This is a genomic window from Pseudomonas sp. H3_E04, from assembly GCF_054668915.1.
The window spans coordinates 5,045,667-5,072,384 of the sequence record NZ_CP162797.1 but is presented as its reverse complement, the minus strand read 5'-3'; the positions used below and the strand labels follow the sequence as shown (position 1 = coordinate 5,072,384).

At 61.3% G+C, this 26,718-nt stretch carries 28 protein-coding genes; 21 read left to right on the top strand and 7 right to left on the bottom strand.

All coding sequences use genetic code 11. The features are described from left to right. Positions 1–31 precede the first annotated feature (31 nt). The 13 genes from AB4N53_RS22815 (at position 32) to ureC (ending at position 12,322) form a co-directional block, all read left to right on the top strand. A complete protein-coding gene (locus AB4N53_RS22815; RefSeq protein ID WP_460123540.1) occupies positions 32–1,411 on the top strand; it encodes a PepSY-associated TM helix domain-containing protein in 1,380 nt (459 codons plus the stop codon). 107 nt (positions 1,412–1,518) lie between these two features. Further along, a complete protein-coding gene (locus AB4N53_RS22810) occupies positions 1,519–1,818 on the top strand; it encodes a hypothetical protein (RefSeq protein ID WP_460123537.1) in 300 nt (99 codons plus the stop codon). Between the two features lie 223 nt (positions 1,819–2,041). Further along, positions 2,042–3,307 carry an urea ABC transporter substrate-binding protein gene (gene urtA / locus AB4N53_RS22805; protein WP_056787644.1) on the top strand — a complete coding sequence of 422 codons (1,266 nt, stop codon included), beginning with the start codon at positions 2,042–2,044 and terminating at the stop codon, positions 3,305–3,307. Between the two features lie 162 nt (positions 3,308–3,469). After that, positions 3,470–4,972, top strand: coding sequence for an urea ABC transporter permease subunit UrtB (gene urtB / locus AB4N53_RS22800; protein WP_460123534.1), 1,503 nt, complete (start codon positions 3,470–3,472; stop codon positions 4,970–4,972). Then, a complete protein-coding gene (urtC, locus tag AB4N53_RS22795; RefSeq protein ID WP_460123530.1) occupies positions 4,972–6,051 on the top strand; it encodes an urea ABC transporter permease subunit UrtC in 1,080 nt (359 codons plus the stop codon). The genes urtB and urtC overlap by 1 nt, the downstream gene beginning before the upstream one ends. Beyond that, on the top strand, positions 6,048–6,917 hold the full coding sequence (gene urtD, locus AB4N53_RS22790) for an urea ABC transporter ATP-binding protein UrtD (RefSeq protein ID WP_460123528.1): 870 nt from the start codon (positions 6,048–6,050) through the stop codon (positions 6,915–6,917). The genes urtC and urtD overlap by 4 nt, the downstream gene beginning before the upstream one ends. A 116-nt stretch (positions 6,918–7,033) precedes the next feature. Further along, entirely contained in the window at positions 7,034–7,732 is a 699-nt protein-coding gene (gene urtE / locus AB4N53_RS22785) for an urea ABC transporter ATP-binding subunit UrtE (RefSeq protein WP_460123525.1), read from the top strand. A 43-nt stretch (positions 7,733–7,775) separates the two neighbouring features. Beyond that, positions 7,776–8,615, top strand: coding sequence for an urease accessory protein UreD (locus tag AB4N53_RS22780; protein WP_460123522.1), 840 nt, complete (start codon positions 7,776–7,778; stop codon positions 8,613–8,615). A gap of 154 nt (positions 8,616–8,769) precedes the next feature. Beyond that, the gene (ureA, locus tag AB4N53_RS22775) at positions 8,770–9,072 is read left to right on the top strand and encodes an urease subunit gamma (RefSeq protein WP_003221215.1); all 303 of its coding nucleotides are present in this window, start codon (positions 8,770–8,772) and stop codon (positions 9,070–9,072) included. Positions 9,073–9,081: 9 nt separating this feature from the next. Further along, positions 9,082–9,615 (top strand): N-acetyltransferase family protein, encoded by a 534-nt coding sequence (locus AB4N53_RS22770; protein ID WP_460123519.1) that lies wholly within the window; start codon positions 9,082–9,084, stop codon positions 9,613–9,615. A 5-nt stretch (positions 9,616–9,620) separates the two neighbouring features. Then, a complete protein-coding gene (locus tag AB4N53_RS22765; protein WP_460123516.1) occupies positions 9,621–10,157 on the top strand; it encodes a GNAT family N-acetyltransferase in 537 nt (178 codons plus the stop codon). After that, positions 10,154–10,462, top strand: a complete 309-nt coding sequence (locus AB4N53_RS22760; RefSeq protein WP_016771893.1) for an urease subunit beta — start codon at positions 10,154–10,156, stop codon at positions 10,460–10,462. Before AB4N53_RS22765 ends, AB4N53_RS22760 begins: the two co-directional genes overlap by 4 nt. A gap of 159 nt (positions 10,463–10,621) precedes the next feature. Next, entirely contained in the window at positions 10,622–12,322 is a 1,701-nt protein-coding gene (gene ureC / locus AB4N53_RS22755) for an urease subunit alpha (RefSeq protein ID WP_460123513.1), read from the top strand. Between the two features lie 205 nt (positions 12,323–12,527). On the opposite strand, the gene AB4N53_RS22750 is transcribed toward ureC, so the two are convergent. Both AB4N53_RS22750 and AB4N53_RS22745 read right to left on the bottom strand, forming a co-directional pair. After that, positions 12,528–12,833 carry a chaperone modulator CbpM gene (locus tag AB4N53_RS22750; RefSeq protein WP_016771896.1) on the bottom strand — a complete coding sequence of 102 codons (306 nt, stop codon included), beginning with the start codon at positions 12,831–12,833 and terminating at the stop codon, positions 12,528–12,530. A 23-nt stretch (positions 12,834–12,856) separates the two neighbouring features. Next, entirely contained in the window at positions 12,857–13,795 is a 939-nt protein-coding gene (locus AB4N53_RS22745) for a DnaJ C-terminal domain-containing protein (protein ID WP_460123510.1), read from the bottom strand. A 292-nt stretch (positions 13,796–14,087) separates the two neighbouring features. Here AB4N53_RS22745 and AB4N53_RS22740 point away from each other — a divergent pair, with 292 nt between their 5' ends. Next, positions 14,088–15,356 (top strand): Hsp70 family protein, encoded by a 1,269-nt coding sequence (locus AB4N53_RS22740; protein WP_122699771.1) that lies wholly within the window; start codon positions 14,088–14,090, stop codon positions 15,354–15,356. 123 nt (positions 15,357–15,479) lie between these two features. On the opposite strand, the gene AB4N53_RS22735 is transcribed toward AB4N53_RS22740, so the two are convergent. From AB4N53_RS22735 to AB4N53_RS22725, 3 genes are all read right to left on the bottom strand, one after another. Next, positions 15,480–16,493: an AI-2E family transporter gene (locus AB4N53_RS22735; RefSeq protein ID WP_101158351.1), complete on the bottom strand. Its 1,014-nt coding sequence runs from the start codon at positions 16,491–16,493 to the stop codon at positions 15,480–15,482. Between the two features lie 263 nt (positions 16,494–16,756). After that, on the bottom strand, positions 16,757–17,062 hold the full coding sequence (locus AB4N53_RS22730; RefSeq protein WP_460123505.1) for a PsiF family protein: 306 nt from the start codon (positions 17,060–17,062) through the stop codon (positions 16,757–16,759). A 63-nt stretch (positions 17,063–17,125) separates the two neighbouring features. Further along, positions 17,126–17,920: an AraC family transcriptional regulator gene (locus AB4N53_RS22725; protein ID WP_460123502.1), complete on the bottom strand. Its 795-nt coding sequence runs from the start codon at positions 17,918–17,920 to the stop codon at positions 17,126–17,128. A 96-nt stretch (positions 17,921–18,016) separates the two neighbouring features. On the opposite strand from AB4N53_RS22725, the gene AB4N53_RS22720 reads away from it, so the two are divergent. Beyond that, the gene (locus tag AB4N53_RS22720) at positions 18,017–18,904 is read left to right on the top strand and encodes a DMT family transporter (protein ID WP_460123498.1); all 888 of its coding nucleotides are present in this window, start codon (positions 18,017–18,019) and stop codon (positions 18,902–18,904) included. A 95-nt stretch (positions 18,905–18,999) separates the two neighbouring features. Here the strand turns inward: AB4N53_RS22720 and AB4N53_RS22715 are convergent, their stop codons facing one another. After that, positions 19,000–19,878: an alpha/beta fold hydrolase gene (locus tag AB4N53_RS22715; protein WP_460123495.1), complete on the bottom strand. Its 879-nt coding sequence runs from the start codon at positions 19,876–19,878 to the stop codon at positions 19,000–19,002. Between the two features lie 281 nt (positions 19,879–20,159). Between AB4N53_RS22715 and AB4N53_RS22710 the strand changes: the two genes are divergently transcribed. Further along, entirely contained in the window at positions 20,160–20,690 is a 531-nt protein-coding gene (locus AB4N53_RS22710) for a ferritin-like domain-containing protein (RefSeq protein ID WP_460123491.1), read from the top strand. A 119-nt stretch (positions 20,691–20,809) separates the two neighbouring features. On the opposite strand, the gene AB4N53_RS22705 is transcribed toward AB4N53_RS22710, so the two are convergent. Beyond that, a complete protein-coding gene (locus tag AB4N53_RS22705) occupies positions 20,810–22,885 on the bottom strand; it encodes an AsmA family protein (RefSeq protein WP_460123488.1) in 2,076 nt (691 codons plus the stop codon). A 383-nt stretch (positions 22,886–23,268) separates the two neighbouring features. On the opposite strand from AB4N53_RS22705, the gene AB4N53_RS22700 reads away from it, so the two are divergent. From AB4N53_RS22700 to ureG, 5 genes are all read left to right on the top strand, one after another. Further along, entirely contained in the window at positions 23,269–23,817 is a 549-nt protein-coding gene (locus AB4N53_RS22700; protein WP_460123485.1) for a hypothetical protein, read from the top strand. Positions 23,818–23,971: 154 nt separating this feature from the next. Next, a complete protein-coding gene (locus AB4N53_RS22695; protein WP_039756961.1) occupies positions 23,972–24,604 on the top strand; it encodes a TetR family transcriptional regulator in 633 nt (210 codons plus the stop codon). Between the two features lie 300 nt (positions 24,605–24,904). Continuing rightward, on the top strand, positions 24,905–25,405 hold the full coding sequence (ureE, locus tag AB4N53_RS22690; protein WP_460123482.1) for an urease accessory protein UreE: 501 nt from the start codon (positions 24,905–24,907) through the stop codon (positions 25,403–25,405). Next, positions 25,402–26,076 carry an urease accessory protein UreF gene (locus AB4N53_RS22685; protein WP_460123479.1) on the top strand — a complete coding sequence of 225 codons (675 nt, stop codon included), beginning with the start codon at positions 25,402–25,404 and terminating at the stop codon, positions 26,074–26,076. Before ureE ends, AB4N53_RS22685 begins: the two co-directional genes overlap by 4 nt. 24 nt (positions 26,077–26,100) lie before the next feature. Further along, positions 26,101–26,715 (top strand): urease accessory protein UreG, encoded by a 615-nt coding sequence (gene ureG / locus AB4N53_RS22680; protein ID WP_460123476.1) that lies wholly within the window; start codon positions 26,101–26,103, stop codon positions 26,713–26,715. Positions 26,716–26,718 lie beyond the last annotated feature (3 nt).

Genomic DNA, 26,718 nt, shown 5'->3' with positions numbered 1-26,718 from the left:
GAAAAGAACCCAGCCAAGCGGAGCACACGTGATGCAAAAGCCTCAACCCAATTTCTACAGCCTGGCCTGGCGCTGGCATTTCTATGCCGGGCTGTTCGTCGCGCCGTTCATGGTGATGCTGGCCCTGACCGGGATCATTTATCTGTTCAAACCGCAGCTCGATTCGCTGATGTACAGCAGCCTGCTCGAAGTACCGGCGGGGCACCATACGGTGCCGGCCGATGACTTGCTGCAACGGGTGAAAGCTGCCTATCCGCAGGGCCAGGTCACCCAGTACCTGCCGCCGGTGAATGCCGAGCGCAGCGCGCAATTCGTGCTGAAAAACGCTGGCCACGAACTCAATGTATTCGTCGATCCGTATCACGGCGACATCCTCGGCGAGCAGGATGCCAAGCAGAATCTGCAAGCCATCGCCCGTGCGATCCACGGCGAATTGATGATCGGCACCGTCGGTGATCGGCTGATCGAAATGGCTGCTGGCTGGGGCGTGGTGCTGGTGGTCTCTGGGCTGTTTCTATGGTGGCCGCGCGGTCAGGCGGCGGGCATTCTGTGGCCGCGCCTGAGCAGTCGCGGGCGGGTATTGTGGCGCGATCTGCATGCGGTCACCGGGTTCTGGGGCGCGACATTGTTGCTGGTGATGTTACTCAGCGGCATGACCTGGACCGGTTTCTGGGGCAAGCAATACGCGCAGGTGTGGAACGTGTTCCCGGCGGCGATGTGGAACAACGTGCCAACCTCCGACATCGAGGCGCGCAGCCTCAACAGCGCCACTCGCCAGACCGTGCCATGGGCGATGGAAAACACGCCGATGCCGATGTCCGGCGACCACGCCGAACACATGAACCACGGCAACGCTCACGCCGGCCCTGCTGCCCCCGCCATCAGCCTGCAGGACGTGCAGAACATCGCCCGCGAACGCAAGGTCGAGCCCGGCTACAGCATCACGCTGCCGACCACTGCCACCGGCGTGTTCACCATTGCCGTGTTCGCCGATGATCCGCGTAACGACGCCACCCTGCACGTCGATCAGTACACCGGCAAGGTCCTCGCCGATGTGCGCTTCGAGCACTACGGCACCGTCGCGCGCGCCACGGAAATCGGCGTGATGCTCCATGAGGGCAAGATGTTCGGCACCTTCAACCAGATCGTCGTCCTGCTGATCTGCCTGATGATTCTGCTCAGCGCCGTCAGCGGCGTGGTGATCTGGTGGAAGCGGCGTCCCGAAGGCAAGTTCGGCGTGCCGCCGCTGCGCCATGATTTACCGACATGGAAAACCGGCGTGGCGATCATGCTGGTGCTGGCGGTGGTGTTTCCGCTGGTAGGGGCTTCGCTGGTGGTGGTGTGGTTACTGGATCGACTGCTGCTGTCGCGGCTGCGTAAGCAAACCGAATCCACCTCGGCTTCATCATGAATCAACTTCTGCAGGGCAGCCTGCGGCAGCTCCTGCAGAAGTTGATGTATCCCGTCCCGAGTGCTGATCTAGACTACGTGCCCTTTTCAAGTCTCGGGATGAGTGTCATGCGCAAAACGGTTGCCCTGTCGTTGTTGGTGTTGGCTTGTGGTTCAGTGCAAGCCGATACGACGGTCGATGTCTCGCGGATTTACGGCAAGATCAAGTTCGTCGACAGCTTTCCTGATTACAAAGTGAAAGTGGTGGATTCGTTTCCCGATCTGAAGGTGAAGAAAGTCGACTCATTCCCGGATTCCGCAGGCAAGTGGAAAACCGTCGACAGCTTCCCGGATTACAAAATCCAGGTCGTCGACTCCTTCCCCGATTTCACTATCAAGTATGTCGACTCCTTCCCCGGCGTGGACTGAGTCCTGCTTAAAGCCACTGCCGCGTTGCGGTAGCACCACAATGAAGCACTTGATCGCACCACCCCCCACTGCGCGTTCCTTCCTGGTGCGCCATCACTACGTATAACCGCTCTAACACGACATTTCCCTGCCTGATCGCGACCGGGCACAGCCTTTGCAAAACCCCCTTCAGTCGTCCGCATCTGCCAATCAAAAAAAATCGAATGTTCATGGAGATCGCACAATGAAGCGTCGCAGTTTGATCAAGGCTTTCACACTCACGGCATCCATTGCCGCGATGGGCATGACCTGGACTGTCCAGGCTGCCGAGACCATCAAGGTCGGGATTCTGCACTCGTTGTCCGGAACCATGGCGATCTCCGAAACGTCGCTCAAGGACATGGCGCTGATGACCATCGACGAGATCAACGCCAAGGGCGGCGTGAACGGCAAGATGCTCGAGCCGGTGGTGGTCGACCCCGCTTCCAACTGGCCGCTGTTCGCCGAGAAAGGTCGGCAGTTGCTGACCCAGGACAAGGTCGCGGTGGTGTTCGGCTGCTGGACCTCGGTGTCGCGCAAATCGGTACTGCCGGTGTTCGAAGAGCTCAACGGTCTGCTGTTCTACCCGGTGCAATACGAAGGTGAAGAGATGTCGCCGAACGTCTTCTACACCGGCGCCGCGCCGAACCAGCAAGCGATCCCCGCCGTTGAATACCTGATGAGCGAAGAAGGCGGCAGCGCCAAGCGCTATTTCCTGCTCGGCACCGACTACGTCTACCCGCGCACCACCAACAAGATCCTGCGCGCGTTCCTGCACTCCAAAGGCGTAGCCGACAAGGACATCGAAGAGGTTTACACGCCGTTCGGTCACAGCGATTACCAGACCATTGTCGCCAACATCAAAAAGTTCTCCGCCGGAGGCAAGACTGCCGTCATCTCGACCGTCAATGGCGACTCCAACGTGCCGTTCTACAAAGAGCTGGCCAACCAGGGCCTGAAGGCTACCGATGTACCGGTGGTGGCGTTCTCGGTCGGTGAGGAAGAGTTGCGCGGCATCGACACCAAACCGCTGGTGGGCAACCTCGCGGCGTGGAACTACTTCGAGTCGGTGGAGAATCCTGCGAACAAGAAATTCGTCGCGGACTGGAAAGCCTACGCGAAGAAACACAACCTGCCGGGCGCCGATAAAGCCGTGACCAACGACCCGATGGAAGCCACCTACGTCGGCATCCACATGTGGGCGCAGGCAGTCGAGAAAGCCAAATCCACCGACGTCGACAAGGTTCGCGAGGCGCTGGCCGGGCAGACCTTTGCTGCGCCGTCCGGTTACACGTTGACCATGGACAAGACCAACCACCACCTGCACAAGCCAGTGATGATCGGTGAGATCCAGAGCGACGGTCAGTTCAACGTCGTGTGGCAGACCGAAGGCCCGATCCGCGCACAACCGTGGAGCCCGTTCATTCAGGGCAACGACAAGAAGCCGGATTATGCGGTGAAGAGCAACTGAGTCACCGGATGTCAGTCTCGCGCCTGGCGTGAGACCGACACAATCCCCCTGTGGGAGCGGGCTTGCTCGCGAAGACGTCGGCGCATCCAATATCCATGTGACTGACAGACCGCCTTCGCGAGCAGGCTCGCTCCCACAATGTCCGCGTCAAGGCGACTGACTATGCCCACTGCCCTTTTCCGATTTATCTGTGCCATCGCACTGTTGCTGCCACTCCTGGCCCACGCCGGCGACGCCGAAGAATTCGTCGCGGCCAATCCGATGCAACAGGCCAAACTGCTGGAAGCCTGGGCCGCGCAGCCCGATCCGGCCCGTATCGAATTGCTCAACGCCCTGCAACAAGGCGAATTGAACATCGACGGCCAGCAAAAAACCCTGCGCCTGAACAATCGCCTGCGGGGTCTGATCGACACCGCCATGGCCAGCCATCAATTGCTCGCCGCCGACGCCAAACTCCGTCTGAGCGCCGCGCAGCAATTGCAGAAAAGCGCGAAACCAGCGCAGCTGAGATTTCTCGACCAGCAGCTCGCTGGGGAAAAAGATGAAAGCGTGCATGCCGCCCTGAGCCTGGCGCTGGCCAACCTGCAACTGGTCGACAGCGACCCGGCGGTGCGCCTTGCGGCGGTGCGATTGCTCGGTGAAACCGGCGACCCGCTGGCACGCACGCGCCTTGAAGGTCTGCTCGAACCGGGCGTGGAAAGCGATGCCGGGGTGCGCACCGCCGCCGAAACCAGCCTCGCTCAGGTCAAACGCAAACTGCTGATCGGCGAGGTGCTCGGCCAGGCGTTCAGCGGCATGTCGCTGGGCTCGATTCTGCTGCTCGCCGCCCTCGGTCTGGCGATCACCTTCGGCCTGCTCGGGGTGATCAACATGGCCCACGGCGAGATGCTGATGCTCGGTGCCTACTCGACCTACGTCGTGCAGTTGATGTTCCAGCGCTACGCGCCGCAGGCCATCGAGTTCTATCCGCTGATTGCGCTGCCAGTGGCGTTTTTCGTCACTGCCGCCATCGGCATGGCGCTGGAGCGTACGGTCATCCGCCACCTCTACGGTCGGCCGCTGGAAACCCTGCTCGCGACCTGGGGCATCAGCCTGATGCTGATCCAACTGGTGCGGCTGGTGTTCGGCGCGCAGAACGTTGAAGTGGCCAACCCGGCGTGGCTGTCCGGCGGCATCCAAGTGCTGCCCAATCTGGTGCTGCCGTACAACCGCATCGTCATCATCGCTTTCGCATTGTTCGTGGTGGTGCTGACCTGGCTGCTGCTGAACAAGACCCGCCTCGGTCTCAATGTCCGCGCCGTCACCCAGAACCGCAACATGGCCGCCTGCTGCGGCGTGCCGACCGGGCGCGTCGATATGCTCGCCTTCGGCCTCGGCTCGGGCATCGCCGGCTTGGGCGGCGTGGCGCTGAGCCAGATCGGCAACGTCGGTCCCGACCTTGGCCAGAGCTACATCATCGACTCGTTCCTGGTGGTGGTGCTCGGCGGCGTCGGCCAATTGGCCGGGAGCGTGCTCGCCGCATTTGGCCTGGGCATCGCCAACAAGATTCTCGAACCGCAGATCGGTGCGGTGCTCGGCAAAATCCTGATCCTCGCGCTGATCATTCTGTTCATTCAGAAACGTCCGCAAGGCCTCTTCGCACTGAAAGGACGGGTGATCGACTGATGAACCAGCCTCTGTTAGTCACGGCCACGCAAAAGGCCGGGCCGAAAGTCACGCTCGCGGTCGGTGGGGTGATCCTCGCACTGCTGATCGTTCTGCCGCTGCTGTCACTGCTCGCACCAGACAATGCCCTGCACGTCTCGGCCTACACGCTGACCCTGGTCGGCAAAATCCTCTGCTACGCCATCGTCGCCCTGGCGCTGGATCTGGTCTGGGGTTACGCCGGCCTGCTGTCGCTGGGCCACGGTCTGTTCTTCGCCCTCGGCGGTTATGCGATGGGCATGTACCTGATGCGTCAGGCCGCCGGCGATGGCTTGCCGGCGTTCATGACCTTCCTGTCGTGGAGCGAATTGCCGTGGTACTGGACCGGCACCAGCAGCTTCCTCTGGGCCATGTGTCTGGTGGTGATGGCGCCGGGTTTGCTGGCGCTGGTGTTCGGCTTTTTCGCCTTCCGTTCGCGGATCAAGGGCGTGTATTTCTCGATCATGACCCAGGCCCTGACCTTCGCCGGCATGCTCCTGTTTTTCCGCAACGAGACCGGGTTTGGCGGTAACAACGGCTTCACCAATTTCCGCACCATTCTCGGCTTCGGCATCACCGAACCGGGCACCCGCGCGGTGCTGTTTCTGGCCACGGTGTTGCTGCTGGTGGCGAGCCTGTTCATCGGCTGGCGCCTGGCGCAAAGCAAGTTTGGTCGGGTGCTGACGGCGTTGCGTGATGCGGAAAACCGTTTGATGTTCTGCGGCTACGATCCTCGCGGTTTCAAGCTGTTTGTCTGGGTGCTGAGCGCGGTGTTGTGCGGTCTGGCCGGCGCGTTGTATGTGCCGCAGGTCGGCATCATCAACCCCAGCGAAATGTCGCCGACCAACTCCATCGAAGCGGCGGTGTGGGTCGCCCTCGGCGGGCGCGGCACGCTGATCGGGCCGCTGCTCGGCGCCGGCGTGGTCAACGGCATGAAGAGCTGGTTCACCGTGGCCTTCCCGGAATACTGGCTGTTCTTCCTCGGCGCGCTGTTCATCGTCGTGACGTTGTACCTGCCCAAAGGCGTGATCGGTCTGCTGAAGAAACGAGGTGAACAATGAGAGTCACAGCGAGTGCCGAATTCATGCTCGAACCGGCGTTTTTCCCCGTGGAACCGAACAAGGACGAAGGCACCAGCCGCGACTCGATCGGCCTTGGCCAGCGTGTCGGCCCCGGCCTCGATACGCGTCACGGCACGATCCTGACCCTGGAAGACATCAGCGTCAGCTTTGACGGCTTCCGTGCGCTGAACAATCTCAACCTGTACATCGGCGTCGGCGAGCTGCGCTGCATCATCGGCCCCAACGGCGCGGGCAAGACCACGCTGATGGACGTGATCACCGGCAAGACCCGGCCCAGCCACGGCAAGGCCTGGTTCGGTGAAACCCTGGACCTGACGCAGATGAGCGAAGTGCAGATTGCCCAGTCCGGCATCGGCCGCAAATTCCAGAAGCCGACGGTGTTCGAAGCCTTGAGCGTGTTTGAAAACCTGGAGCTGGCGCAGAAGACCGACAAGTCGGTGTGGGCCAGTTTGCGTGCGCGCCTGAGCGGCGAGCAGAGAGACCGCATCAGTGAAGTGCTGGAGACGATTCGCCTGACCACTTCGGTCAATCGCCAGGCCGGCCTGTTGTCCCACGGCCAGAAGCAGTTCCTCGAGATTGGCATGCTGCTGATGCAGGACCCGCAATTGCTCCTGCTCGACGAACCGGTGGCGGGCATGACCGACGCCGAAACCGAGTTCACCGCCGAACTGTTCAAATCGCTGGCCGGCAAGCACTCACTGATGGTGGTCGAGCACGACATGGGTTTCGTCGGCTCGATTGCCGACCACGTCACGGTGCTGCATCAGGGCAGCGTGCTGGCCGAGGGCTCGCTGGAACAGGTGCAGGAAAACGAGCGGGTGATCGAGGTCTACCTGGGCCGATGAATCGGCCAGCTGCAAGCGACAAGCTTCAAGCAGCAAGTAAAAGCAAAGTCATAAACAGCACTGCTCTTGCTTGCAGCTTGCAGCTTGCGGCTTGAAGCCCAACTAACGGAGTTCCGATGCTACAGGTCCAACAACTTCATCAGTACTACGGCGGTAGCCACATCCTGCGCGGTCTCTCGTTTGACGTAAAAGTCGGCGAAGTCACCTGCCTGCTCGGGCGTAACGGCGTGGGCAAGACCACCCTGCTCAAATGCCTGATGGGCCTGTTGCCGGCCAAGGAAGGCGCGGTGAATTGGGAAGGCAAACCGATTACCGCGTTCAAACCGCATCAGCGCGTGCATGCCGGCATCGCCTACGTGCCGCAGGGTCGTGAGATCTTCGGGCGCCTGACCGTGGAAGAAAATCTGCTGATGGGCCTGTCGCGGTTTCCAGGCTCAGAAGCCAAAGAAGTTCCAGGTTTCATCTACGAACTGTTCCCGGTGCTGCTACAAATGAAGCAGCGCCGTGGCGGCGATCTGTCCGGCGGTCAGCAACAGCAACTGGCGATCGGCCGGGCACTGGCCAGCCGCCCGCGCCTGCTGATTCTCGATGAGCCGACCGAAGGCATTCAACCCTCGGTGATCAAGGAAATCGGCGCGGTGATCAAGCAGCTCGCGGCGCGCGGTGACATGGCAATTCTGCTGGTCGAGCAGTTCTACGACTTTGCTGCAGAACTGGCCGATCAATACCTGGTGATGTCGCGGGGCGAGATCGTCCAGCAGGGTCGCGGTGAAAATATGGAGGCCGAGGGTGTACGCGGGCTGGTCACGATCTAACGCGGCGGTCTAATCTGTAGCTTCCTAACGATAATCACAAACCATGAATTCGATTGTTGCACCTGCCCTGTTTACCCCGAGCTGGCACGCCGAGCTGGAACTGGCCTACGCGCGTTTCGGCGATTGCACGCGTCCGGTCATGCGCCGCCACCTCGGCCCGCTGCGCGTGCAAAAGCATCTGTACGCCGAAGGCCCCGAGGTCTGCCAGCACATCATCGTCCATCCGCCGGGCGGAATTGCCGGTGGTGATCGTCTGGATATCAGCGCTCGCGTCGAAGCCAACGCCTGGGCGCAAATCACCAGCCCCGGCGCGGCGAAGTGGTATCGCGCGGGTGGGCCGGCGTATCAGCAGCTCGACTTGAAAGTCGCTGCCGGTGCGACACTGGAATGGCTGCCGCAGGAAACCATCGTCTACAGCGCCGCGCAGGCCAAGTTGTGCACGACCATCGAGCTTGAAGGCGATGCGCGGCTGTTCTACTGGGACGTCGTGGCGCTCGGTCGTCCGGCCAGCGGCGAGCGTTTCGATCTTGGGCATTTCCAGGCGCACCTGGATATCCGCCGTGATGGCCGGTTGCTCTGGCACGAACGGCAGCGCATTGTCGGCAACGATGGTTTGCTCGACTCGCCCATCGGACTGGATGGCAATCCGGTGTTTGCGACGCTGCTGGTCACCGGTGAAATTGATGCCGCATTGCTGGAGCACTGCCGCTCGCTGGGGCATGAGGTGCGTGGGGATTTGACTCAATTGCCGGGGTTGCTGGTGGCGCGATGTCTGGCCGCTGAAGCGTTGCTCGCCCGCGCCTGGCTCATCGAGTTATGGCGTTTGCTCAGACCTGCGCTGCTCGGACGCGAGGCCATGCCCCCACGAATCTGGAACACCTGAAATGCATTGCCCTGTAGGAGCTGACGAGTGAAACGAGGCTGCGATCTTTTGATCTTGATCTTTAACAGCAAGATTAAAAGATCGCAGCCTTCGGCAGCTCCTACAGATCGCGATCGACCTGATCATTCTTAACTGCCGATATTGGATTCCAACAATGGACCTGACCCCACGCGAAAAAGACAAGCTGCTGATCTTCACCGCCGGCCTCGTCGCCGAGCGGCGGCTGGCCCGTGGCGTGAAACTCAACTACCCGGAAGCCATGGCCTACATCTCCGCCGCGCTGCTCGAAGGTGCACGTGACGGCCAGACTGTTGCCGAGCTGATGCACTACGGCACTACCCTGCTCAGCCGCGAGCAAGTGATGGAAGGCATCCCGGAAATGATCCCGGAGATCCAGGTCGAGGCGACGTTCCCCGACGGCACCAAACTGGTCACCGTTCACCAGCCGATCGTCTGAGGCCGCGCCATGACTTACACCATTCGCGATGCCAGCCGGGCCGATCTGCCGGCGATCCGCGACATCTACAACGACGCCGTGCTCAACACCACGGCGATCTGGAACGAACAAGCGGTCGACCTCGGCAATCGCCAGGCATGGTTCGACGCGCGTCAGTTGCAGGCGTACCCGATTCTGGTGATCGTCGACAGTCAAAATGCGGTGCTGGGTTACGCCTCGTTCGGCGACTGGCGGCCGTTCGACGGATTCCGCCACACCGTCGAGCACTCGGTGTATGTGCGCAGCGATCAACGCGGCAACGGCCTCGGCCCGCAACTGATGACCGCGCTGATCGAACGCGCTCGCACCTGCGGCAAACACGTCATGGTTGCCGCCATCGAAAGCGGCAACGCCGCTTCGATCCGCCTGCACGAGCGCGCCGGTTTCCGCATCACCGGGCAGATGCCGCAAGTCGGCACCAAGTTCGGCCGCTGGCTCGATCTGACCTTCATGCAGCTGACCCTCAATCCCGGCGCTCCGCCGCCGGATGCCCACAAGGAGTGATGTCGATGAACGCCGCCCAGTTGCGCCGCGTCAACGCTGAGAGCTTTGCCCACTATCGCCAGGGCCTGATCGATCTGCTGCTCGACGCCGTCGGTTACGGCGCCAGCGTCGGTTTCATGGCCGACCTCGATGCCGCCCAGGCGCGCGCGTATTTCGATGAGGTGCAGGACAACATCAACAAGGGCAGCACGCTGCTCTGGGTGGTGGTGAAGGACGAGCAGGTGCTGGCCAGCGTGCAACTGGGCCTGTGCCAGAAGGCCAATGGTCTGAACCGCGCCGAAGTGCAGAAACTGCTGGTGCGCGAACACGCGCGGCGCCGTGGCCTCGGCCAGCAACTGATGCAGGCGCTGGAACTCGAAGCGCCCAAGCACAAGCGCGGCATGCTCTATCTCGACACCGAGGCCGGCTCGCCGGCGGAAGATTTCTACAAGGCACTGGGCTATGTGCGCGCCGGCGAAATTCCCGATTACGCCTGCGACCCCAACGGCATCTATCGCCCGACCGCTCTCTATTACAAAGTCCTGCAAGGAGCCCAGCGATGATTCCTGGCCAATACCAGATCCAGCCCGGCGACATCGAACTCAACGTCGGCCGCCGCACCGTGAGCCTGAAAGTCGCCAACAGCGGCGACCGGCCGATCCAGGTCGGTTCGCACTTTCACTTTTTCGAAACCAACGACGCGCTGACCTTTGATCGCGCCGCCAGTCGCGGCATGCGCCTGAACATTCCGGCCGGCACCGCCGTGCGCTTCGAGCCGGGCCAGAGCCGCGAAGTCGAGCTGGTCGATTACGCCGGGCATCGCCGGGTGTTCGGCTTTGCCGGACGCATCATGGGTGATCTCGACTGATATCGGCGAGCCCCGAAAAGATCGCAGCCTTCGGCAGCTCCTGCCAATGTCACCTGGTCTCAAGCCGATCACTGACTGTAGGAGCTGTCGAGCGCAGCGAGGCTGCGATAGCGAGCTATGCGAGCGATCTCAAAAACAATTGAATCCCAAGGCAAGCACATGAAGATTTCTAGAAGCGCCTACGCCGACATGTTCGGCCCCACCGTCGGCGACAAGGTGCGCCTGGCCGATACCGAGCTGTGGATCGAGGTCGAAAAAGACTTCACCACCTACGGCGAAGAGGTGAAATTCGGGGGCGGCAAAGTCATCCGCGACGGCCAGGGCCAGAGCCAGTTGCTCGCCGCCGAAGTGGTCGACACGCTGATCACCAACGCGCTGATCATCGACCACTGGGGCATCGTCAAGGCCGACGTCGGCCTCAAGGACGGGCGCATCGCCGCGATCGGCAAGGCCGGCAACCCCGACGTGCAGCCCAACGTGACCATCGCCATCGGCGCCGGTACCGAAGTGATTGCCGGCGAAGGCATGATCCTCACCGCTGGCGGCATCGACACGCACATCCACTTCATCTGCCCGCAGCAGATCGAAGAAGCGCTGATGAGCGGCGTCACCACCATGATCGGCGGCGGCACGGGACCGGCCACCGGCACCAACGCCACCACCTGCACGTCCGGCCCGTGGCATCTGGCGCGCATGCTCCAGGCCGCCGATGCCTTCCCGATGAACATCGGCCTGACCGGCAAAGGCAATGCCAGCCTGCCGGAGCCGTTGATCGAACAGGTCAAGGCCGGCGCCATCGGCCTCAAACTGCACGAGGACTGGGGCACCACCCCGGCGAGCATCGACAACTGCCTCAACGTTGCCGATCAGTACGATGTGCAGGTGGCCATCCACACCGACACCCTCAACGAATCCGGTTTCGTCGAAACCACCCTCGGCGCATTCAAGGGCCGCACCATCCACACCTATCACACCGAAGGCGCCGGTGGCGGCCACGCGCCAGACATCATCAAGGCGTGTGGTTTCCCCAACGTGCTGCCGAGCTCGACCAACCCGACACGGCCGTTCACCCGCAATACCATCGACGAACACCTCGACATGCTGATGGTCTGCCATCACCTCGACCCGAGCATCGCAGAAGACGTCGCGTTTGCCGAAAGCCGTATCCGCCGCGAAACGATCGCCGCCGAAGACATCCTCCACGACCTCGGCGCGTTCTCGATGATCAGCTCCGACAGTCAGGCCATGGGCCGCGTCGGCGAAGTCATCACGCGCACCTGGCAGACCGCCGACAAGATGAAAAAACAGCGCGGCCCGCTGCCCCAGGACGGCGAAGGCAACGACAACTTCCGCGCCAAACGCTACATCGCCAAATACACGATCAACCCGGCAATCACCCATGGCATCAGCCATGAAGTCGGTTCGATCGAAGTTGGCAAATGGGCAGACCTGGTGCTGTGGCGCCCGGCGTTTTTCGGCGTCAAACCGACGCTGATCCTCAAGGGCGGTGCGATTGCCGCGAGCCTGATGGGAGATGCCAACGCCTCGATTCCGACGCCGCAACCGGTGCACTATCGCCCGATGTTCGCCAGCTATGGCGGCTCGCTGCACGCCACCAGCCTGACCTTCATCAGCCAGGCGGCGCACGAAGCGGGATTGCCGCAAGCGTTGGGGTTGAAGAAGAAAATCGGCGTGGTCAAAGGCTGCCGCGACGTGCAGAAAACCGACCTGATCCACAACGACTATCTGCCGAACATCGATGTCGATCCGCAGACTTATCAGGTCAAGGCTGATGGCGTGTTGCTGTGGTGCGAGCCGGCGGAAACACTGCCGATGGCGCAGCGGTATTTTCTGTTCTGACTACAAAAAAGGCCCTGCGGGGCCTTTTCAAGGTTGAGTCAGAAAGACCGCGTTATCGTTCTTCGCGAGCAGGCTCGCTCCCACAGGGACCCGCGTACACCGATCCCTGTAGGAGCTGCCGAAGGCTGCGATCTTTTGATCTTGACCCTCATTAAAGATCAAAAGATCGCAGCCTTCGGCAGCTCCTACACGGGGACGTCAGGCGCTATTCCACCACCAACCGCCCCAACCGCTGGCGCAACATGCGGTTCTCGGCGCGCAACTGCTTCACCTCATCCAGCAGATCCAGCGCCAGCGCCACGCCTTCCCATTCCAGCTCCAGATCCCGGCGCAGCTTCGCCGCGCGCTTGGCCAACGCCAGCTCGTAATCGGTGAAGCGCCATTCCCGGGGCTGCGCACCCTGAGGTTCGAGGATGCCGTGCTCGACGATTTCGATCACGTAAACGTCCGACAAATCGGCCGCCTCACAGAATTCTGCCAGGTCCAGTTGAACGATCAGGGGGCTGCTCATGATGGGCTACTCCGTCGTCGGGTTCAGAAGTTCTCTCGCGGGTTGAACGCGGCTTTCTTCGCCAGTTCCTGCCACAGCGCCTTGACCTCATCGTCGGACGCTTTCGGCATCACGGCCTTGAGCTGCACGAACAGATAACCGCGCTCGCCCGCCTTGTTCAGCAGGCCATGGCCTTTGGCGCGCATGCGCTGGCCATTCTGGCTGCCGGCCGGAACCTTGAGGTTGATCTTGCCGGTCAGGGTTGGCACGGCCACTTCGGTGCCCAGCGCCAACTCCCATGGAGCCAGCGGCAGGGTGATGATCAGGTTCTCGCCTTCAACATCGAATTTCGGGTGCGGCGCAAACCGGATGGTCAGATACAGATCGCCATTCGCCCCGCCACCGATACCCGGCGCGCCCTGGCCTTTCAGGCGAATCCGCTCGCCATCGGCAACGCCGGCCGGAATCTTCACGTTCAGGCTCTTGCTGGTGTTGCTGACGTGCTGGCCATGCGCGTTGTATTGCGGCACCTGAAAGGTGACTTTCTTCGATTCGTTCGACAGGGTTTCTTCGAGGAAGACCGGCAGTTCCATTTCCACGTCTTGCCCTCGGCGTCCGCGTGATTGGCGGCTCTCGGCGCCACCGAAACCGGGGCCGCGATTGCCGAAGATCGAACTGAAGAAGTCCGAGAAGTCGCCTGTGTCGCCACCGCCGAAGCCGCCACGGCTCTGCCAGCCCGGTGGGCCCTGGAACGGCTGACCGTGCTGGCCATAACGGCGCAGTTCGTCGTATTCGGCGCGCTTGTCGGCACTTTTCAGCGCTTCATAGGCTTCCGAGGCGTCCTTGAACTTGGCCTCGGCGTCTTTTTCCTTGCTGACATCGGGGTGGTATTTGCGCGCCAGCTTGCGATAGGCCGCCTTGATGGCCTTGTCGTCGGCTGTCGGCTCCACGCCGAGTATCTTGTAATAGTCTTTGAAGTCCATTGAAGGATCACCATCCGTTATCGATTTCGCGCCGAGACCAGCGTGCGCCCGATTGGCGCGTGCCGGGTTGACCGATCTCAAGGTTGTGACCGGGTGGCGCCGCAGAAGTTTATCGGCAGTGGACGGCGGTTCTTGCGACCGCCGGTGTGTCTGCCGGCCCATGCCAGCAAGTTTGGGGCAAAGCGGCGGTTTTCAACCTGCCATGTGGCGAAATAGCGGATGACCGGCCTTCGAATCTGCCGCGCACTGACATACACTGCGCGGCCGTTTTTTTGACCGGAATCCGAAAGACATGAAAGACGCCTCTCCAGCCCGTGCCTGCGGCATCGACTTCGGCACGTCCAACTCAACCGTCGGCTGGCTGCGCCCCGGCATGGACACCATGATTGCGCTGGAAGACGACAAGATCACCCTGCCGTCGGTGGTCTTCTTCAACATCGAGGAGCGTCGCCCGGTATACGGTCGCCTGGCCCTGCACGAGTATCTGGAAGGCTACGAGGGCCGGCTGATGCGCTCGCTGAAAAGCCTGCTCGGCTCCAAGCTGATCAAGCACGACACCAGCGTCCTCGGCACGGCGATGCCGTTCAAGGACCTGCTGGGGCTGTTCATCGGCCAGCTCAAGAGCCGCGCCGAAACCGCCGCCGGTCGGGAATTCGAGCAAGTGGTGCTGGGCCGTCCGGTGTTCTTCGTCGATGACGATCCGCTGGCCGACCAGGAAGCCGAAGACACGCTGGTCGAGGTGGCGCGCAAAATCGGCTTCAAGGACGTGTCGTTCCAGTACGAACCGATCGCGGCGGCGTTCGACTACGAGTCGACCATCGAGAAAGAAGAGTTGGTGCTGATCGTCGACATCGGCGGTGGTACCTCTGACTTCTCGCTGGTGCGCCTGTCGCCCGAACGGCGCGGTGTCGATAACCGTCACGACGATATTCTGGCCACCGGCGGCGTGCACATCGGCGGTACCGACTTCGATAAACAGCTGAGCCTGCAAGGCCTGATGCCGCTGTTCGGCTACGGCAGCCGGATGAAAAGCGGCGCGTACATGCCGACCAGCCACCACATGAACCTGGCGACCTGGCATACGATCAACTCGGTGTACTCGCAGAAATCCACGCTGGCGCTGGGCAGCATGCGCTACGACATCGAAGACACTGGCGGCATCGATCGCCTGTTCAAGCTGATCGAACAGCGCGCCGGGCACTGGCTGGCGATGGAAGTCGAAGAAACGAAGATCCAGCTGACGCACGCCGACAGCCGCCACGTGCCGCTGGACCGCATCGAAGCCGGGCTGAGCGTCGAGCTGAGCCGCGCGCTGTTCGAATCGGCGATCGAAGCCTTGCTCGAGCGCGTGCGCGGCAGCGTTACGCAATTGCTCAACGATGCCGGCGTGGCGGTCGACCAGGTCGACACGGTGTTCTTCACTGGTGGCTCCAGCGGCATCCCGGCCCTGCGCAACAGCGTGTCGGCAATGCTGCCGAACGCGCGGCATGTGGAAGGCAACATCTTTGGCAGCATTGGTAGCGGCCTGGCGATTGAAGCCCGCAAACGCTACGGCGTTTAGGGGCAGCTGCAAGTTTTAAGCTGCAAGCTGCAAGTAAGAGCAAAAGCAAAAGCCACTGCGGCTCTCGCTTCTGCTTTTTACTTGCAGCTTGAAGCTTGAAGCTTGAAGCTCGAAGCTGCTTTTCTAGACCATTCCTCCGAGCTTCAACTCACTCTTCAGGTACGCGTAATAAATCGGCCCCGCCACCACTCCCGGCAAACCGAACGCGGCTTCGAACACCAGCATTGCCAGAAGCAATTCCCACGACTTGGCACTGATCTGCCCGCCAACGATGCGCGCGTTGAGGAAGTATTCGAGCTTGTGGATAACGATCAGATAGCCCAGCGCGGCGATCGCTACCCAGATCGACAGCGACAGCCCGACGATGGTGATCAGCGTGTTCGACATCAGGTTGCCGATCACCGGCAGCAGGCCGAGCAGGAAGGTCAGCACGATCAGGGTTTTGGTCAGCGGCAGCTTGATGCCGAACATCGGCAGAATCACCGCGAGGAAGATCCCGGTGAATACGGTGTTGAGCAGGGAAATCTTGATCTGCGCGAAGACGATATTGCGAAACGCCTGCACCAGCAGATGCAAACGGTCGAACAAAGCGGCGGCCAGTGGCTTGCGCTTGGTCACGTCGGGGATGCGCTGCAGGGCGATGATCGCGCCGAGGACCATGCCGATCAGCAGGGTGACGAACATGTGCGCGGCGTCCTTGCCGACCAGTTGCAGGTCGGCCAGATGCTTGCTCGCCCACTCGCCGATCGCTACACGAAACTCCGCCGCGCTGGCCGGCAGATAGGCGTCGATGAACGGCGGCAATTGCCCGCGCGCGCGATCGACCACGCCCATGAATTTGTCGAGCGAGGCGCCGGGGTTTTCCGCTTCATGCAGGAGAAAACTGATAGCCCCGGCGAAAATCAGCGCCAACACACTCACCACCAGCGTGCCGAGCAGCGCCACCGCCAACCAGCGCGCACGCCGCCCTTCGATCAGCCGTTGCAGTTGCGGGGTGAGCATGTTGACCAGCTCGAACACCAGCAACCCGGCCAGCAGGCTCGGCAACAGGCGCAGCGGCAGCACCAGCAGGAGTCCGCCAAAAATGATGATGCAACTGACCCAGAACACAACATGACGCTGAGAAAACGTTGGCATACAGCCTCAAAACGAACGGCGTGAAAGGATGGGCAGTCTGCCAGCGATCCGGGGTTAGCACTAGGGATATGCGGGGCTTGGGATTGGCGCTGCACTCACCGGCGCTTTCACGAGCAGGCTCGCTCCCACAGGAGTACGCGTTTCAAATGTGGGAGCGAGCCTGCTCGCGAAGAGGCCGGCAAGCCGCAAAGATCGCAGCCTTCGGCAGCTCCCACAGGATCGCGTCTTGTGTAGGAGCTGCCGAAGGCTGCGATCTTTTGATCTTATTTCTTCTTCAGGCACTCACTCATGAACGCCTTGCGCGCATCACCGGTCAGCGCCTTGGTTTTTGCATAGGCATTGCAAGTGGTCATTTTCTGCTGCTGCGGCGTCAGCTCCTTGCCATCGTTGGCCGCAGGCGCCGCTTTCAGGCAGGTGCTCATGAACGCCTTGCGCTCATCGCCCTTCAAACTCTTGGCGGTCGCATCGGCATTGCAGGTGGTCATCTTGTTCTGTTGCGCCGTGGCGGCGAAACCCTGGGAACACACAAGCAGCCCGATCATCAACAACGGCACACGCAACATCTTCATGGAGTTTTCTCCTTGTTGCCGCAGCGATGGATGCGGCCTCTGTCGCAGTGTAGTCAAAGCTTGTTACACCTTCCTGCCCTCGAGATGGCTGCGACGATATTGTTCAGGCGTGCAACCGGCCTGGCGGGCGAACATGGCGATGAATGCCGAGCCGCTGCTGTAGCCGAGGTCGAAAGCGATTTCCTGCACCGAGCGCGAGGTCTCCAGCGCCTCGATCGCCGCCAGATAACGCAAGCGCTGGCGCCATTCGCCAAAGCTCATGCCCAGTTCACGAACGAACTGCCGCGCCAGAGTGCGCTCGCTGACATGCACTTGCGCCGCCCAGTGCGCCAGAGGCTGATTGTTGCCAGGCTCGGCCTGCAAGGCCTCGAGAATCATCAGCAAGCCCGGGCTGCTCGCATACGGCAGGAAACATTCCTGCACCGGTGCCTGTTGCAGTTGATCGACCAGCACCTGAGCCAGACGCTGATCGGCCTCATGCTCGGGAATCTTCACATCGCGGGCGGCGAAGTCCTTGAGAATCGCTTTGAGAATATCGCTGATCGCCAATGTGCAGGCGCGCGCCGGCAACCGTTTGCAAACACTCGGATCAAGACACACCGCGCGATAGTTGACCGGCTGATGGCTGTAGAAACTGTGCTCGACCTCGGGCGGCACCCACACCGCATACTGCGGCGGCGACATGAAGCGGCTGCCGTCGACATCCATGTGCAATACGCCATGGGCTGCATATTCCAGCGTGCCCCAAGGGTGCCGGTGTGGCGCGGCATATTCGTGGGCATTGAAATCGGCGTAGCGGAAATACACCGCTGACGGCAGTTCGCTGAAATCGAGCAGATCGATGTGTTTGCTGTTCATGCTGTCCGGATGCAGAGGCAGTTTGTCCGGTTCGCAGTATAGGCCTGCATCCAGACAGGGGATAATCGCGCTTCATCAACGTTCTGGTTTTGTCCCATGCAATACGCGTTTCCCCTGCTGGCGATTTTCATCTGGGCCGGCAACACCGTGATCAACAAACTGGCGGTCGGCGCGATCTTCCCGGCCGAGATCGGTTTTTACCGCTGGCTGCTCGCCGGCGTGCTGTTCACGCCATTCATGCTCACAAGAGTGATCGCGCACTGGCCGCAGATTCGGCCGAATCTGCGGCGGACTTTCGTCCTCGGCGTACTCGGCATGGCGGTGTATCAGAGCCTCGCCTATTTCGCCGCAACACTGACCACCGCGACCAACATGGGCATCATTCTCTCGCTGATGCCATTGATGTCGCTGGCCATGGCGATCATCAGCCTCGGCCAGCGCCTGACCGCTGGCGCCCTGGTCGGTGCAGTGCTGTCGTTTGCTGGCGTGCTGGTGGTGGTGTCGTCCGGCAGCCTCGGTGCGCTGCTGCAACACGGGGTCAACATGGGTGACGCGATGATGCTGGTCGCGACGCTGGCCTATGCGGTCTACAGCACGCTGCTGAAAAAGTGGCAACTGCGCCTGCCGCCGCTGGTGTTGCTGTACTTGCAGGTGCTGGTGGCGATTGTGGTGTTGTTTCCGCTGTTCGCGGTGTCGCCGAAGACCGGTTTGAATCTGCAGAACGTGCCGCTGGTGCTGTATGCGTGTCTGCTGGCCTCGATGGTCGCGCCTCTGGCGTGGATGCAGGCGGTGCAACGACTGGGGCCGAGCCGGACGACGCTGTTCTTCAATCTGCTGCCATTGATTACTGCGTTGATTGCGGCGCTGGTGTTGAAGGAACAGTTGGCGATGTATCACCTGGTGGGCGGATTGCTGACCCTGGGCGGGGTGGTTTTGTCGGAGCGCTGGACCACGGTGCTGGGCCGGCGGGTCGGTACCGCCTGATTGAAAAGATCGCAGCCTTCGGCAGCTCCTACCTTGAAATGCGGTTCCTGTAGGAGCTGCCGAAGGCTGCGATCTTTTGATCTTGATGTTTGCTGCTATAACCCTGCAGCCTCCAGCCGCGCCGCATGCTCGACAAACAGCCTTACCGGATCCGCGCCTTTGCCCACCAGCCCCAGCGACTGATTGACGATGTCGAAATGATCCAGCGGAAAGTCATCCCCGATCACCGTGCCCAGATGCGAGCTGTTACGCCCGACCATCCCATCGCACTGCCCGGGCTCGCGGACGAAGGTCTTGGCGAACAAGCGGCAACTGCGATTGGTCCCGTCGAAAAGATTGCCGCCACGATCGGTCTTGCCCGGTTGCAGCGTCCCTGACCAGGAGTAATAGCGCACACCATTGGTCTCTTCCGGCCCCTGCCCGCCCCACGTTTCCGGCAGCCCTTGTGGATAACGTTGATTGAATAGTGCAACGCCCGCCGTGGTCAGCGATTGGTGGGAAGCGTGGATATCCACCGGCAGTTTCGGCCCGTGATAACCGGTGTCAAGCAACGCCATGACCCAGCCGACCAGGCGCAACAGCGCTTCGAGCACGCGCCCTTTGGCGCTGCTTGCCGGATAGTGCTTTTCCAGATAATCGGCCAGCTCGGAGCCGTGATTCGGCCCGGCCACCGAAGTCACCGAGGCGACCAGATCCGGGCGCTTCGCCGCCGCATACCGCGCGGTCAATGCGCCTTGGCTGTGGCCGAACAGGTTGACCTTCTGCGCCCCGGTCTCGCGGAGGATTTCCTCGATCCGCGCCAGCAATTGCTCGCCGCGCACCTCAGTGGAGTTGAGTGGCGAAACCTGCACCGCGACCACCGTCGCACCACCACGGCGCAAGGCCTTGATGATGCCGAACCAATACGGGTAAAGCACCAGCCGGACGAAGCCGAGCATGCCCGGCACCAGCACCAGTGGATAACGTGTCGACATGGGTTACATCCTTGTGTGCGGTGAGTGGATGCCAGACGTGCAAGACGCCCGCCAAGCATCCACCTCGACGATGACAACTCAACGATAGGCCTATTCCAGTCCGCCAGCATCCGTTCCACCGAAACCGGTTTGCCCCGCCGACATCGCAGTCTTCAGCAGTTCCTGCACGGAGTACGGCATAAATCGTATAAAACTTTTCGCTTCGCTCAAGACTCACACCCTGAGTAGCGACCGCGTCTTCAGAACGTGGCGCCTATCGGATTAGCCTCCAGGAGAATGAAATGAGTGACCTGCATTTGTCTGATGTTCAAACCCTGCGCGAGCGCGCGCGGCAACACGTGGAAAACGGCGCGGTCACCGAGGGTTACAACGCCAACCGTGAAGAAATACTGCGTTTGCTCAACGAGTCGCTGGCCACCGAACTGGTGTGCACCTTGCGCTACAAGCGCCACTACTTCATGGCCAGCGGCCTGAAAGCCAACGTCGCCGCCGACGAATTCCTCGAGCACGCCAACCAGGAAGCCGAGCACGCCGATCGCCTCGCCGAGCGTATTGTGCAACTGGGCGGTGAGCCGGAGTTCAACCCCGACCTGCTGAGCAAGATGTCCCACGCGCAATACGTAGCGGGCAACACGCTCAAGGAAATGGTCTACGAAGATCTGGTAGCCGAGCGCATCGCCATCGACAGCTACCGCGAGATCATTCAGTACATCGGTGACAAGGACCCGACCACCCGCCGCATCTTCGAAGACATCCTCGCCCAGGAAGAAGAACACGCCGACGACATGGCGGACATCCTCAACGATCTGTAATCCCGTCACACCGCTTTCGCGAGCAGGCTCGCTCCCACACTGGAACGTATTTCAATTGAAGGAATGCGTTCGAATGTGGGAGCGAGCCTGCTCGCGAAGGCGCCCTCAGAGACGCCGCATTACTTGCTGGGTTTGACGGTCACCGGTGCCTTGCCCTGCTTCATCTGCTCGAGCAACGGCGCGCACTGATTCGGCTCGCCACCGCTCGGCGCCACCAGCGCCAGCAACCCCGCCGCCGGTGCGGCAATCACGCCCAATGCAACCATCCCCGCCCCACGCAGCATCAACGGTACGGCTTTGACGCCGGCATCTGGTTTGATGAATTTGCCGCGCACATACAGCGGCGAGCGCAGGGAAATCAGACGCCAGCCTTTGGACTCAGGGGTCACGGTCAGATCGAGTTGCTCGGTGGCCATGTTCGCTGTGCCATCGATGTAGATGATCGCGTTCTCGGTATCGAAGACAAACAGCCGCGTGGTCGCCAGGCCGGTCTTGATGTCGAAATCCGCCGCCGCGCAGTTGATCTTCACTTCCTTGTCGCCAAAGATCTTGCCGACCACGTAGTTACCGACGTTGAGCCCGGCCAATTCCATCAGCTCGCGGCTGATCGCGCCGTCATTGATCAACATCTTCAGATTGCCATTGGCGCCGCCAAGCAGCTTGGCCACGGAGTTGCCACGGCCACTGATGTCGGCATCGCCATTGAGCTCACCGAAACTGGTCTTCATCGGCTCGAAGGTCGGGAACAGTTCTTTGAGTTTGAATTTGCGTGCGGTCAACCGCGCCCGGCCTTCCAGCGGCTCGGTGCGGCCATTGAGACGAATCAGCGCATCCAGCGTGCCGCCGGCGACACCAAAGCGCAGCGGCTCCAGGCTGAGCTCGCCATCGTTGAGTTTCAGATGGGTATAGAGGTCGTTGAACGGCAGCTTCTCGCTGTGGACGATGCGCTTGCCGGTGAACTCGACATCGGCATCCATGGCGCGCCAGCGGTCGGTCTTGAATTCTTCCACCGGCAGGACTTTGTCTGCTGGCTGCTTGCTCGCGCCGCCACGGGCCTTTTGCTCGGTGTTGGAATCAGCGCCGATCAACGGTGCAAGGTCGGCGAACAGCAATTGATTGGAGAGCAGCGCACCCGTGAGCTTCGGCCGTGGCTGGCTGGCCACGTAGGTCAGGTCGCCGTGGATATCACTGTCGCCGATCTTGCCGTTGAATTTTTCATATGTGAATTTCGCCCCGGCCTCGTCATGCAGCTTGGCAATCAGGTGGCCGTCGGTGGAATACGGTGGGGTGTCCGGCAGGGTCACGCCGGTCAGCGGATAGAGATTGCCGAGGCTGTCGCCAGCCAGCTTCAAGCGCAGGTCGAGGGCGCCGAGATTCAGCGGGTCAGTCAGGGTGCCGGCCAGTTCGATACGGGTGTCGCCGATCTTCGCCTGGGCCTGCAACGGGAACGGCTTGCTCGCGTCCTGCAAGGCCAGCAGCCCGCCGATCTTGCCCTGCCCGGTGAGGTTCTGCCCGTGATACTGGCCTTTGACCTTGAGTGCAAAGGCATAGTCCTGCGGTGCGCCACCCTTGTCCTGAGCAGTTTTCGCCGCTTTATCGCCGACGATTTCGCTGAATGGAATCGGTTTGCCGAGCGGGTCGATCAGTACATCGAGATCGGTCTTCAGGGTCTGGTCGTCGAGGGTCACGTGGCCCTTGTCGAAACCGATCGCGCCGATATCGACCACCCAGTTGGATGGCTCGGCATTCGGGTCCTTGGGGTCGAACTTGAACGTCCAGTTGGCGCGGCCATCGGCCAGACGTTGCAGTTCGGCATTCGGCTCGGTCAGGTCGATGCGCGGAATCACCACGCGCTGAGCCAGCAAGGCCAGCGGCGAAATGCGCAGTTCGACGCGTTTGAGGGTGACCATCTGCGGCTGCTTCGACCAGTCCGGGTTGCCCAGGCTCAAGTCCTCGGCGACCACGTGCGGCCACGGCACCCAGGCGCGCCAGCCGCCCTCTTGCGGCTCGCGCTGCCAGATCACCGCGAGGTTGCCATTGATGGCAAACGCCCGGTGCAGTTCTTCCGAGACTTTGGCGTTGATCGTGGGCTTGATCCGGTTCCAGTCGAAAAACACGATGATCAGGATCAAGGCTGCCAGCAGCAGCGCGAGGATGGCGAAGGTCCAGCTGAAGATTTTTCCAGTGCGCGTCATGCACAAAGCTCCTGATCACGACCGCACGCCGACTACCCGACGCACAGCTGAAACGGCAGACCGAAGCGGCCCCTATGCAGTCTGTGACTGGCGAAAGGCCCGCAGGTTTAATTGAAAGGCAGTTTAAGCCATAAAAAGCCCGGCAAATCTGACCGATCGGTCGAGCAGTGTTACCGCGACCCGCACTTTTGCGAGGCACGAGTGAGTCGAAAATACCCACGACGGTGCAAAACCGTCGCCCGCAAAGGCCCGATCTAGAGCCTTCGCGCCGAACAATCAATTCTGTTGATTATTACCATTGCGTTTATGAACTTTTATATCGACTTATCGAGAGTAGCATTGCCCTCGTACCCACTTTATCGCCCTCCCAAGGAGCCACTATCATGAAACGCCAATTACTGCTCAGCCTTACCCTGTCGATGCTAGCCAGCACTGCTTTCGCCCTGCCCGCAGCCGATCAGGCTACTCCGCAACTCAAATCGAGCCACTCGGTGCTCAGTCAGACCGTAGCTTCCGACGGTTCCGAGCGCACTCCACAAGGTCAGACCCTGGCTGAAAACGGCCGCAACCGCCTCGAAGAAAAAGGTCTGGTTCAAGACGGCTCGGATCGCACCCCACAAGGCCAGGCCCTGGCTGAAAACGGTCGCAATCGCCTCGAAGAGAAAGGCCTGGTCCAGGACGGTTCGGATCGCACACCACAAGGTCAGATCCTCGCTTCCGACGGTACCGAGCGCACCCCACAGGGCCAAACTCTCGCATCCGACGGTACCGAGCGCACCCCACAAGGCCAGACCCTCGCATCCGATGGTTCCGATCGCACTCCACAGGGCCAGACCCTGGCTGATGACGGCTTCGATAAAACTCCACTGGGTCAAGCCCTCGCTGAAGGCGGTGGTGACCGTGTGATCGAACGCAACAGCAAATTGAGCTGAGCCCATGACGGCCCGGCAAAAAAGCCCAATCAGCGGATTGGGCTTTTGACTTTTCAGCTTCTGTAAAACCCTCGCTGCACGACTCCCCGTTCGACGCCGACAAAGCCGATTTGCTAGAGTGCGGCGCTTGTCCTGCCGAAGAACACACCCTGCGATGCTGCCCCGCGCCGAACAGAAACAACAGACCCGCAACGCCCTGATGGACGCTGCCCGCCACCTGATGGAAAGCGGCCGAGGATTCGGCAGCCTGAGCCTGCGCGAAGTGAGCAAGACCGCCGGCATCGTGCCCACCGGTTTCTACCGGCACTTCGCCGATATGGACGAGTTGGGTCTGGTGCTGGTCAGCGAAGTCGGCCAGACCTTCCGCGAGACCATCCGCCTGGTGCGTCACAATGAGTTCGTCATGGGCGGCATCATCGATGCCTCGGTGCGCATCTTCCTTGATGTGGTCAACGCCAACCGCTCGCAATTCCTGTTTCTCGCCCGCGAACAATACGGCGGCTCGCTGCCGGTGCGCCAAGCGATCGGACGCCTGCGCGAGAACATCAGCGCCGACCTCGCGGCGGACCTGGCGCTGATGCCCAAGCTGCAACATCTGGACATCGCCGGGCTCAGCGTGATGGCCGACCTGATCGTCAAATCGGTGTTCGCCACCCTCCCCGACATCATCGACCCGCCCGCCGAAGCCTTGCCGGAGCATCTGACCCCGCAGGCGAAGATCACCCAGCAACTGCGCTTCATCTTCATCGGCCTCAAGCACTGGCAAGGGCTGGGCAGTACCGAGTAACTCCCTCCTCTCTCTGCTACCCCACAAATCCCCTGTGGGAGCGAGCCTGCTCGCGAAAGCGCTGGGTCAGTTGAATACATCTGTCTGACACGGCGCATTCGCGAGCAGGCTCGCTCCCACATTGAACATCCGCCATGGCCTCGCTTTGGTGCATGACAAATCCTTCATGCACCAAAACCTTTCAGAATCCCCGCACCTGTTGAAAGATCAGGCACGCGCCGACAGCTATTTCCTACACATCGCCCGATTGGCGCGGCGCTTGCTCTAGCCCAATCAACGTTCATTGCTGGAAGCTTTCCGATGCTGGTGATTCATCGCAGAATCGAACCTCAACCCGTCTGGGCCGCTGAGTTGCACCTGACCTTCGAAGCGCGCAGCAAAAGCCGTTTGCGCTGTTTCAGTGCCGAAGGCGAAGACGTCGGGTTGTTTTTGGAGCGCGGCCAGCCACCGCTGTATGACGGCGAATGTCTGCAGGCTGAAGACGGCCGTGTGGTGCGCGTCTGCGCCCGTCCCGAACAACTGCTCCACGTCACGTGCGCCAATGCGTTCGAACTGACTCGCGCGGCCTACCATCTCGGCAACCGCCATGTCGCCCTGCAAGTCGGCGACGGCTGGCTGCGCCTGCTCGACGATTACGTGCTCAAAGCGATGCTCGAACAGCTCGGCGCCCGGGTCGAGGCTATCGAAGCGCCGTTCCAGCCGGAACACGGCGCTTACGGCGGCGGCCATCATCATTCCCGCCACGGTGACGAAGACTTCAACTACGCGCCGAAACTCCATCAGTTCGGCGTGCGCCTGTGAATCCGGCCTGGGCGCTGCTGCGTCTGGCCAGTCCGCAATTGCCGATTGGCGGCTACAGCTATTCCCAGGGTCTGGAAATGGCGGTGGATAACGGCCGGGTCCACAACCCTGACGCCGCCCGCCGCTGGATCAGCGATCAACTGCTGCTCAATCTCGCCCGCTTCGAAGCGCCGCTGCTGTTGGCGCATTGCCAAGCCGCAGCCGATGAAAACTGGGCCGAACTGCGGCAACTTTGCGAAAGTCATCGTGCCAGTCGTGAAACCCGTGAGCTGCATCTGGAGAGCCGGCAGATGGGCTACTCGTTGCAGCAACTGCTCAACGGTTTACCAGAACTCGATGCGCCCGCTCGCGACTTTCTTGAACAGATCACAGAACCGCATCTGGCCCTGTGCTGGGCACTGGCCGCGCGGGCCTGGGGCATCAGCCCGCAGGACGCCCTCGCCGCATGGCTGTGGAGCTGGCTGGAAAACCAGCTCGCCGTATTGATGAAAACCCTGCCGCTGGGCCAGCAAGCCGCCCAGCGCCTGACCAGCGAACTGCTGCCGCTGCTGCAACAGGCGCAGCACGATGCGATCCGCATAAATCCCGAACACATCGGCAGCGCCGCTTTCGGCCTGTCCCTGGCGTGCATGGCCCATGAGCGCCAGTACAGCCGTCTGTTCCGTTCCTAGGGCCCGTCTACTTTGGAGAATCACATGAACACACAACCTCTGCGCGTCGGCATCGGCGGCCCGGTCGGTTCCGGCAAGACCGCGTTGACCCTGGCCCTGTGCCTGGCCCTGCGCGAGCGTTACAACCTCGCCGTGGTTACCAACGATATCTACACCCGCGAAGACGCCGATTTTCTGGTGCGCAACGAAGCCCTTGCGCCGGAACGCATCATCGGCGTGGAAACCGGTGGTTGCCCGCACACGGCGATCCGCGAAGACGCCTCGATCAACCTTGAAGCGGTCGATCAACTGAACCGGCGCTTTGCGGGGCTGGATCTGATTCTGGTCGAGTCCGGCGGCGACAACCTTTCAGCGACCTTCAGCCCCGAGCTGTCCGACCTGACCATCTACGTGATCGACGTTTCCGCCGGCGACAAGCTGCCACGCAAGGGCGGGCCGGGGATCTGCAAGTCCGACCTGCTGGTGATCAACAAGATCGACCTTGCGCCACTGGTGGGCGCTTCGCTGGAAATGATGGACAGCGACACCAAACGCATGCGCAACGGCAAGCCGTTCGTGTTCAGCAACCAGAAAAACGGTCAGGGCCTCGAAGAAATCATTGCCTTCATCGAACGCCAGGGCCTGCTGACCGCCGCCTGATCC

Coding starts and splice junctions, on each gene's coding strand:
- AB4N53_RS22815 (WP_460123540.1), top strand. CDS start 32: ATGCAAAAGCCTCAACCCAATTTCTACAGCCTGGCCTGGCGCTGGCAT.
- AB4N53_RS22810 (WP_460123537.1), top strand. CDS start 1,519: ATGCGCAAAACGGTTGCCCTGTCGTTGTTGGTGTTGGCTTGTGGTTCA.
- urtA (WP_056787644.1), top strand. CDS start 2,042: ATGAAGCGTCGCAGTTTGATCAAGGCTTTCACACTCACGGCATCCATT.
- urtB (WP_460123534.1), top strand. CDS start 3,470: ATGCCCACTGCCCTTTTCCGATTTATCTGTGCCATCGCACTGTTGCTG.
- urtC (WP_460123530.1), top strand. CDS start 4,972: ATGAACCAGCCTCTGTTAGTCACGGCCACGCAAAAGGCCGGGCCGAAA.
- urtD (WP_460123528.1), top strand. CDS start 6,048: ATGAGAGTCACAGCGAGTGCCGAATTCATGCTCGAACCGGCGTTTTTC.
- urtE (WP_460123525.1), top strand. CDS start 7,034: ATGCTACAGGTCCAACAACTTCATCAGTACTACGGCGGTAGCCACATC.
- AB4N53_RS22780 (WP_460123522.1), top strand. CDS start 7,776: ATGAATTCGATTGTTGCACCTGCCCTGTTTACCCCGAGCTGGCACGCC.
- ureA (WP_003221215.1), top strand. CDS start 8,770: ATGGACCTGACCCCACGCGAAAAAGACAAGCTGCTGATCTTCACCGCC.
- AB4N53_RS22770 (WP_460123519.1), top strand. CDS start 9,082: ATGACTTACACCATTCGCGATGCCAGCCGGGCCGATCTGCCGGCGATC.
- AB4N53_RS22765 (WP_460123516.1), top strand. CDS start 9,621: ATGAACGCCGCCCAGTTGCGCCGCGTCAACGCTGAGAGCTTTGCCCAC.
- AB4N53_RS22760 (WP_016771893.1), top strand. CDS start 10,154: ATGATTCCTGGCCAATACCAGATCCAGCCCGGCGACATCGAACTCAAC.
- ureC (WP_460123513.1), top strand. CDS start 10,622: ATGAAGATTTCTAGAAGCGCCTACGCCGACATGTTCGGCCCCACCGTC.
- AB4N53_RS22750 (WP_016771896.1), bottom strand. CDS start 12,833: ATGAGCAGCCCCCTGATCGTTCAACTGGACCTGGCAGAATTCTGTGAG.
- AB4N53_RS22745 (WP_460123510.1), bottom strand. CDS start 13,795: ATGGACTTCAAAGACTATTACAAGATACTCGGCGTGGAGCCGACAGCC.
- AB4N53_RS22740 (WP_122699771.1), top strand. CDS start 14,088: ATGAAAGACGCCTCTCCAGCCCGTGCCTGCGGCATCGACTTCGGCACG.
- AB4N53_RS22735 (WP_101158351.1), bottom strand. CDS start 16,493: ATGCCAACGTTTTCTCAGCGTCATGTTGTGTTCTGGGTCAGTTGCATC.
- AB4N53_RS22730 (WP_460123505.1), bottom strand. CDS start 17,062: ATGAAGATGTTGCGTGTGCCGTTGTTGATGATCGGGCTGCTTGTGTGT.
- AB4N53_RS22725 (WP_460123502.1), bottom strand. CDS start 17,920: ATGAACAGCAAACACATCGATCTGCTCGATTTCAGCGAACTGCCGTCA.
- AB4N53_RS22720 (WP_460123498.1), top strand. CDS start 18,017: ATGCAATACGCGTTTCCCCTGCTGGCGATTTTCATCTGGGCCGGCAAC.
- AB4N53_RS22715 (WP_460123495.1), bottom strand. CDS start 19,878: ATGTCGACACGTTATCCACTGGTGCTGGTGCCGGGCATGCTCGGCTTC.
- AB4N53_RS22710 (WP_460123491.1), top strand. CDS start 20,160: ATGAGTGACCTGCATTTGTCTGATGTTCAAACCCTGCGCGAGCGCGCG.
- AB4N53_RS22705 (WP_460123488.1), bottom strand. CDS start 22,885: ATGACGCGCACTGGAAAAATCTTCAGCTGGACCTTCGCCATCCTCGCG.
- AB4N53_RS22700 (WP_460123485.1), top strand. CDS start 23,269: ATGAAACGCCAATTACTGCTCAGCCTTACCCTGTCGATGCTAGCCAGC.
- AB4N53_RS22695 (WP_039756961.1), top strand. CDS start 23,972: ATGCTGCCCCGCGCCGAACAGAAACAACAGACCCGCAACGCCCTGATG.
- ureE (WP_460123482.1), top strand. CDS start 24,905: ATGCTGGTGATTCATCGCAGAATCGAACCTCAACCCGTCTGGGCCGCT.
- ureG (WP_460123476.1), top strand. CDS start 26,101: ATGAACACACAACCTCTGCGCGTCGGCATCGGCGGCCCGGTCGGTTCC.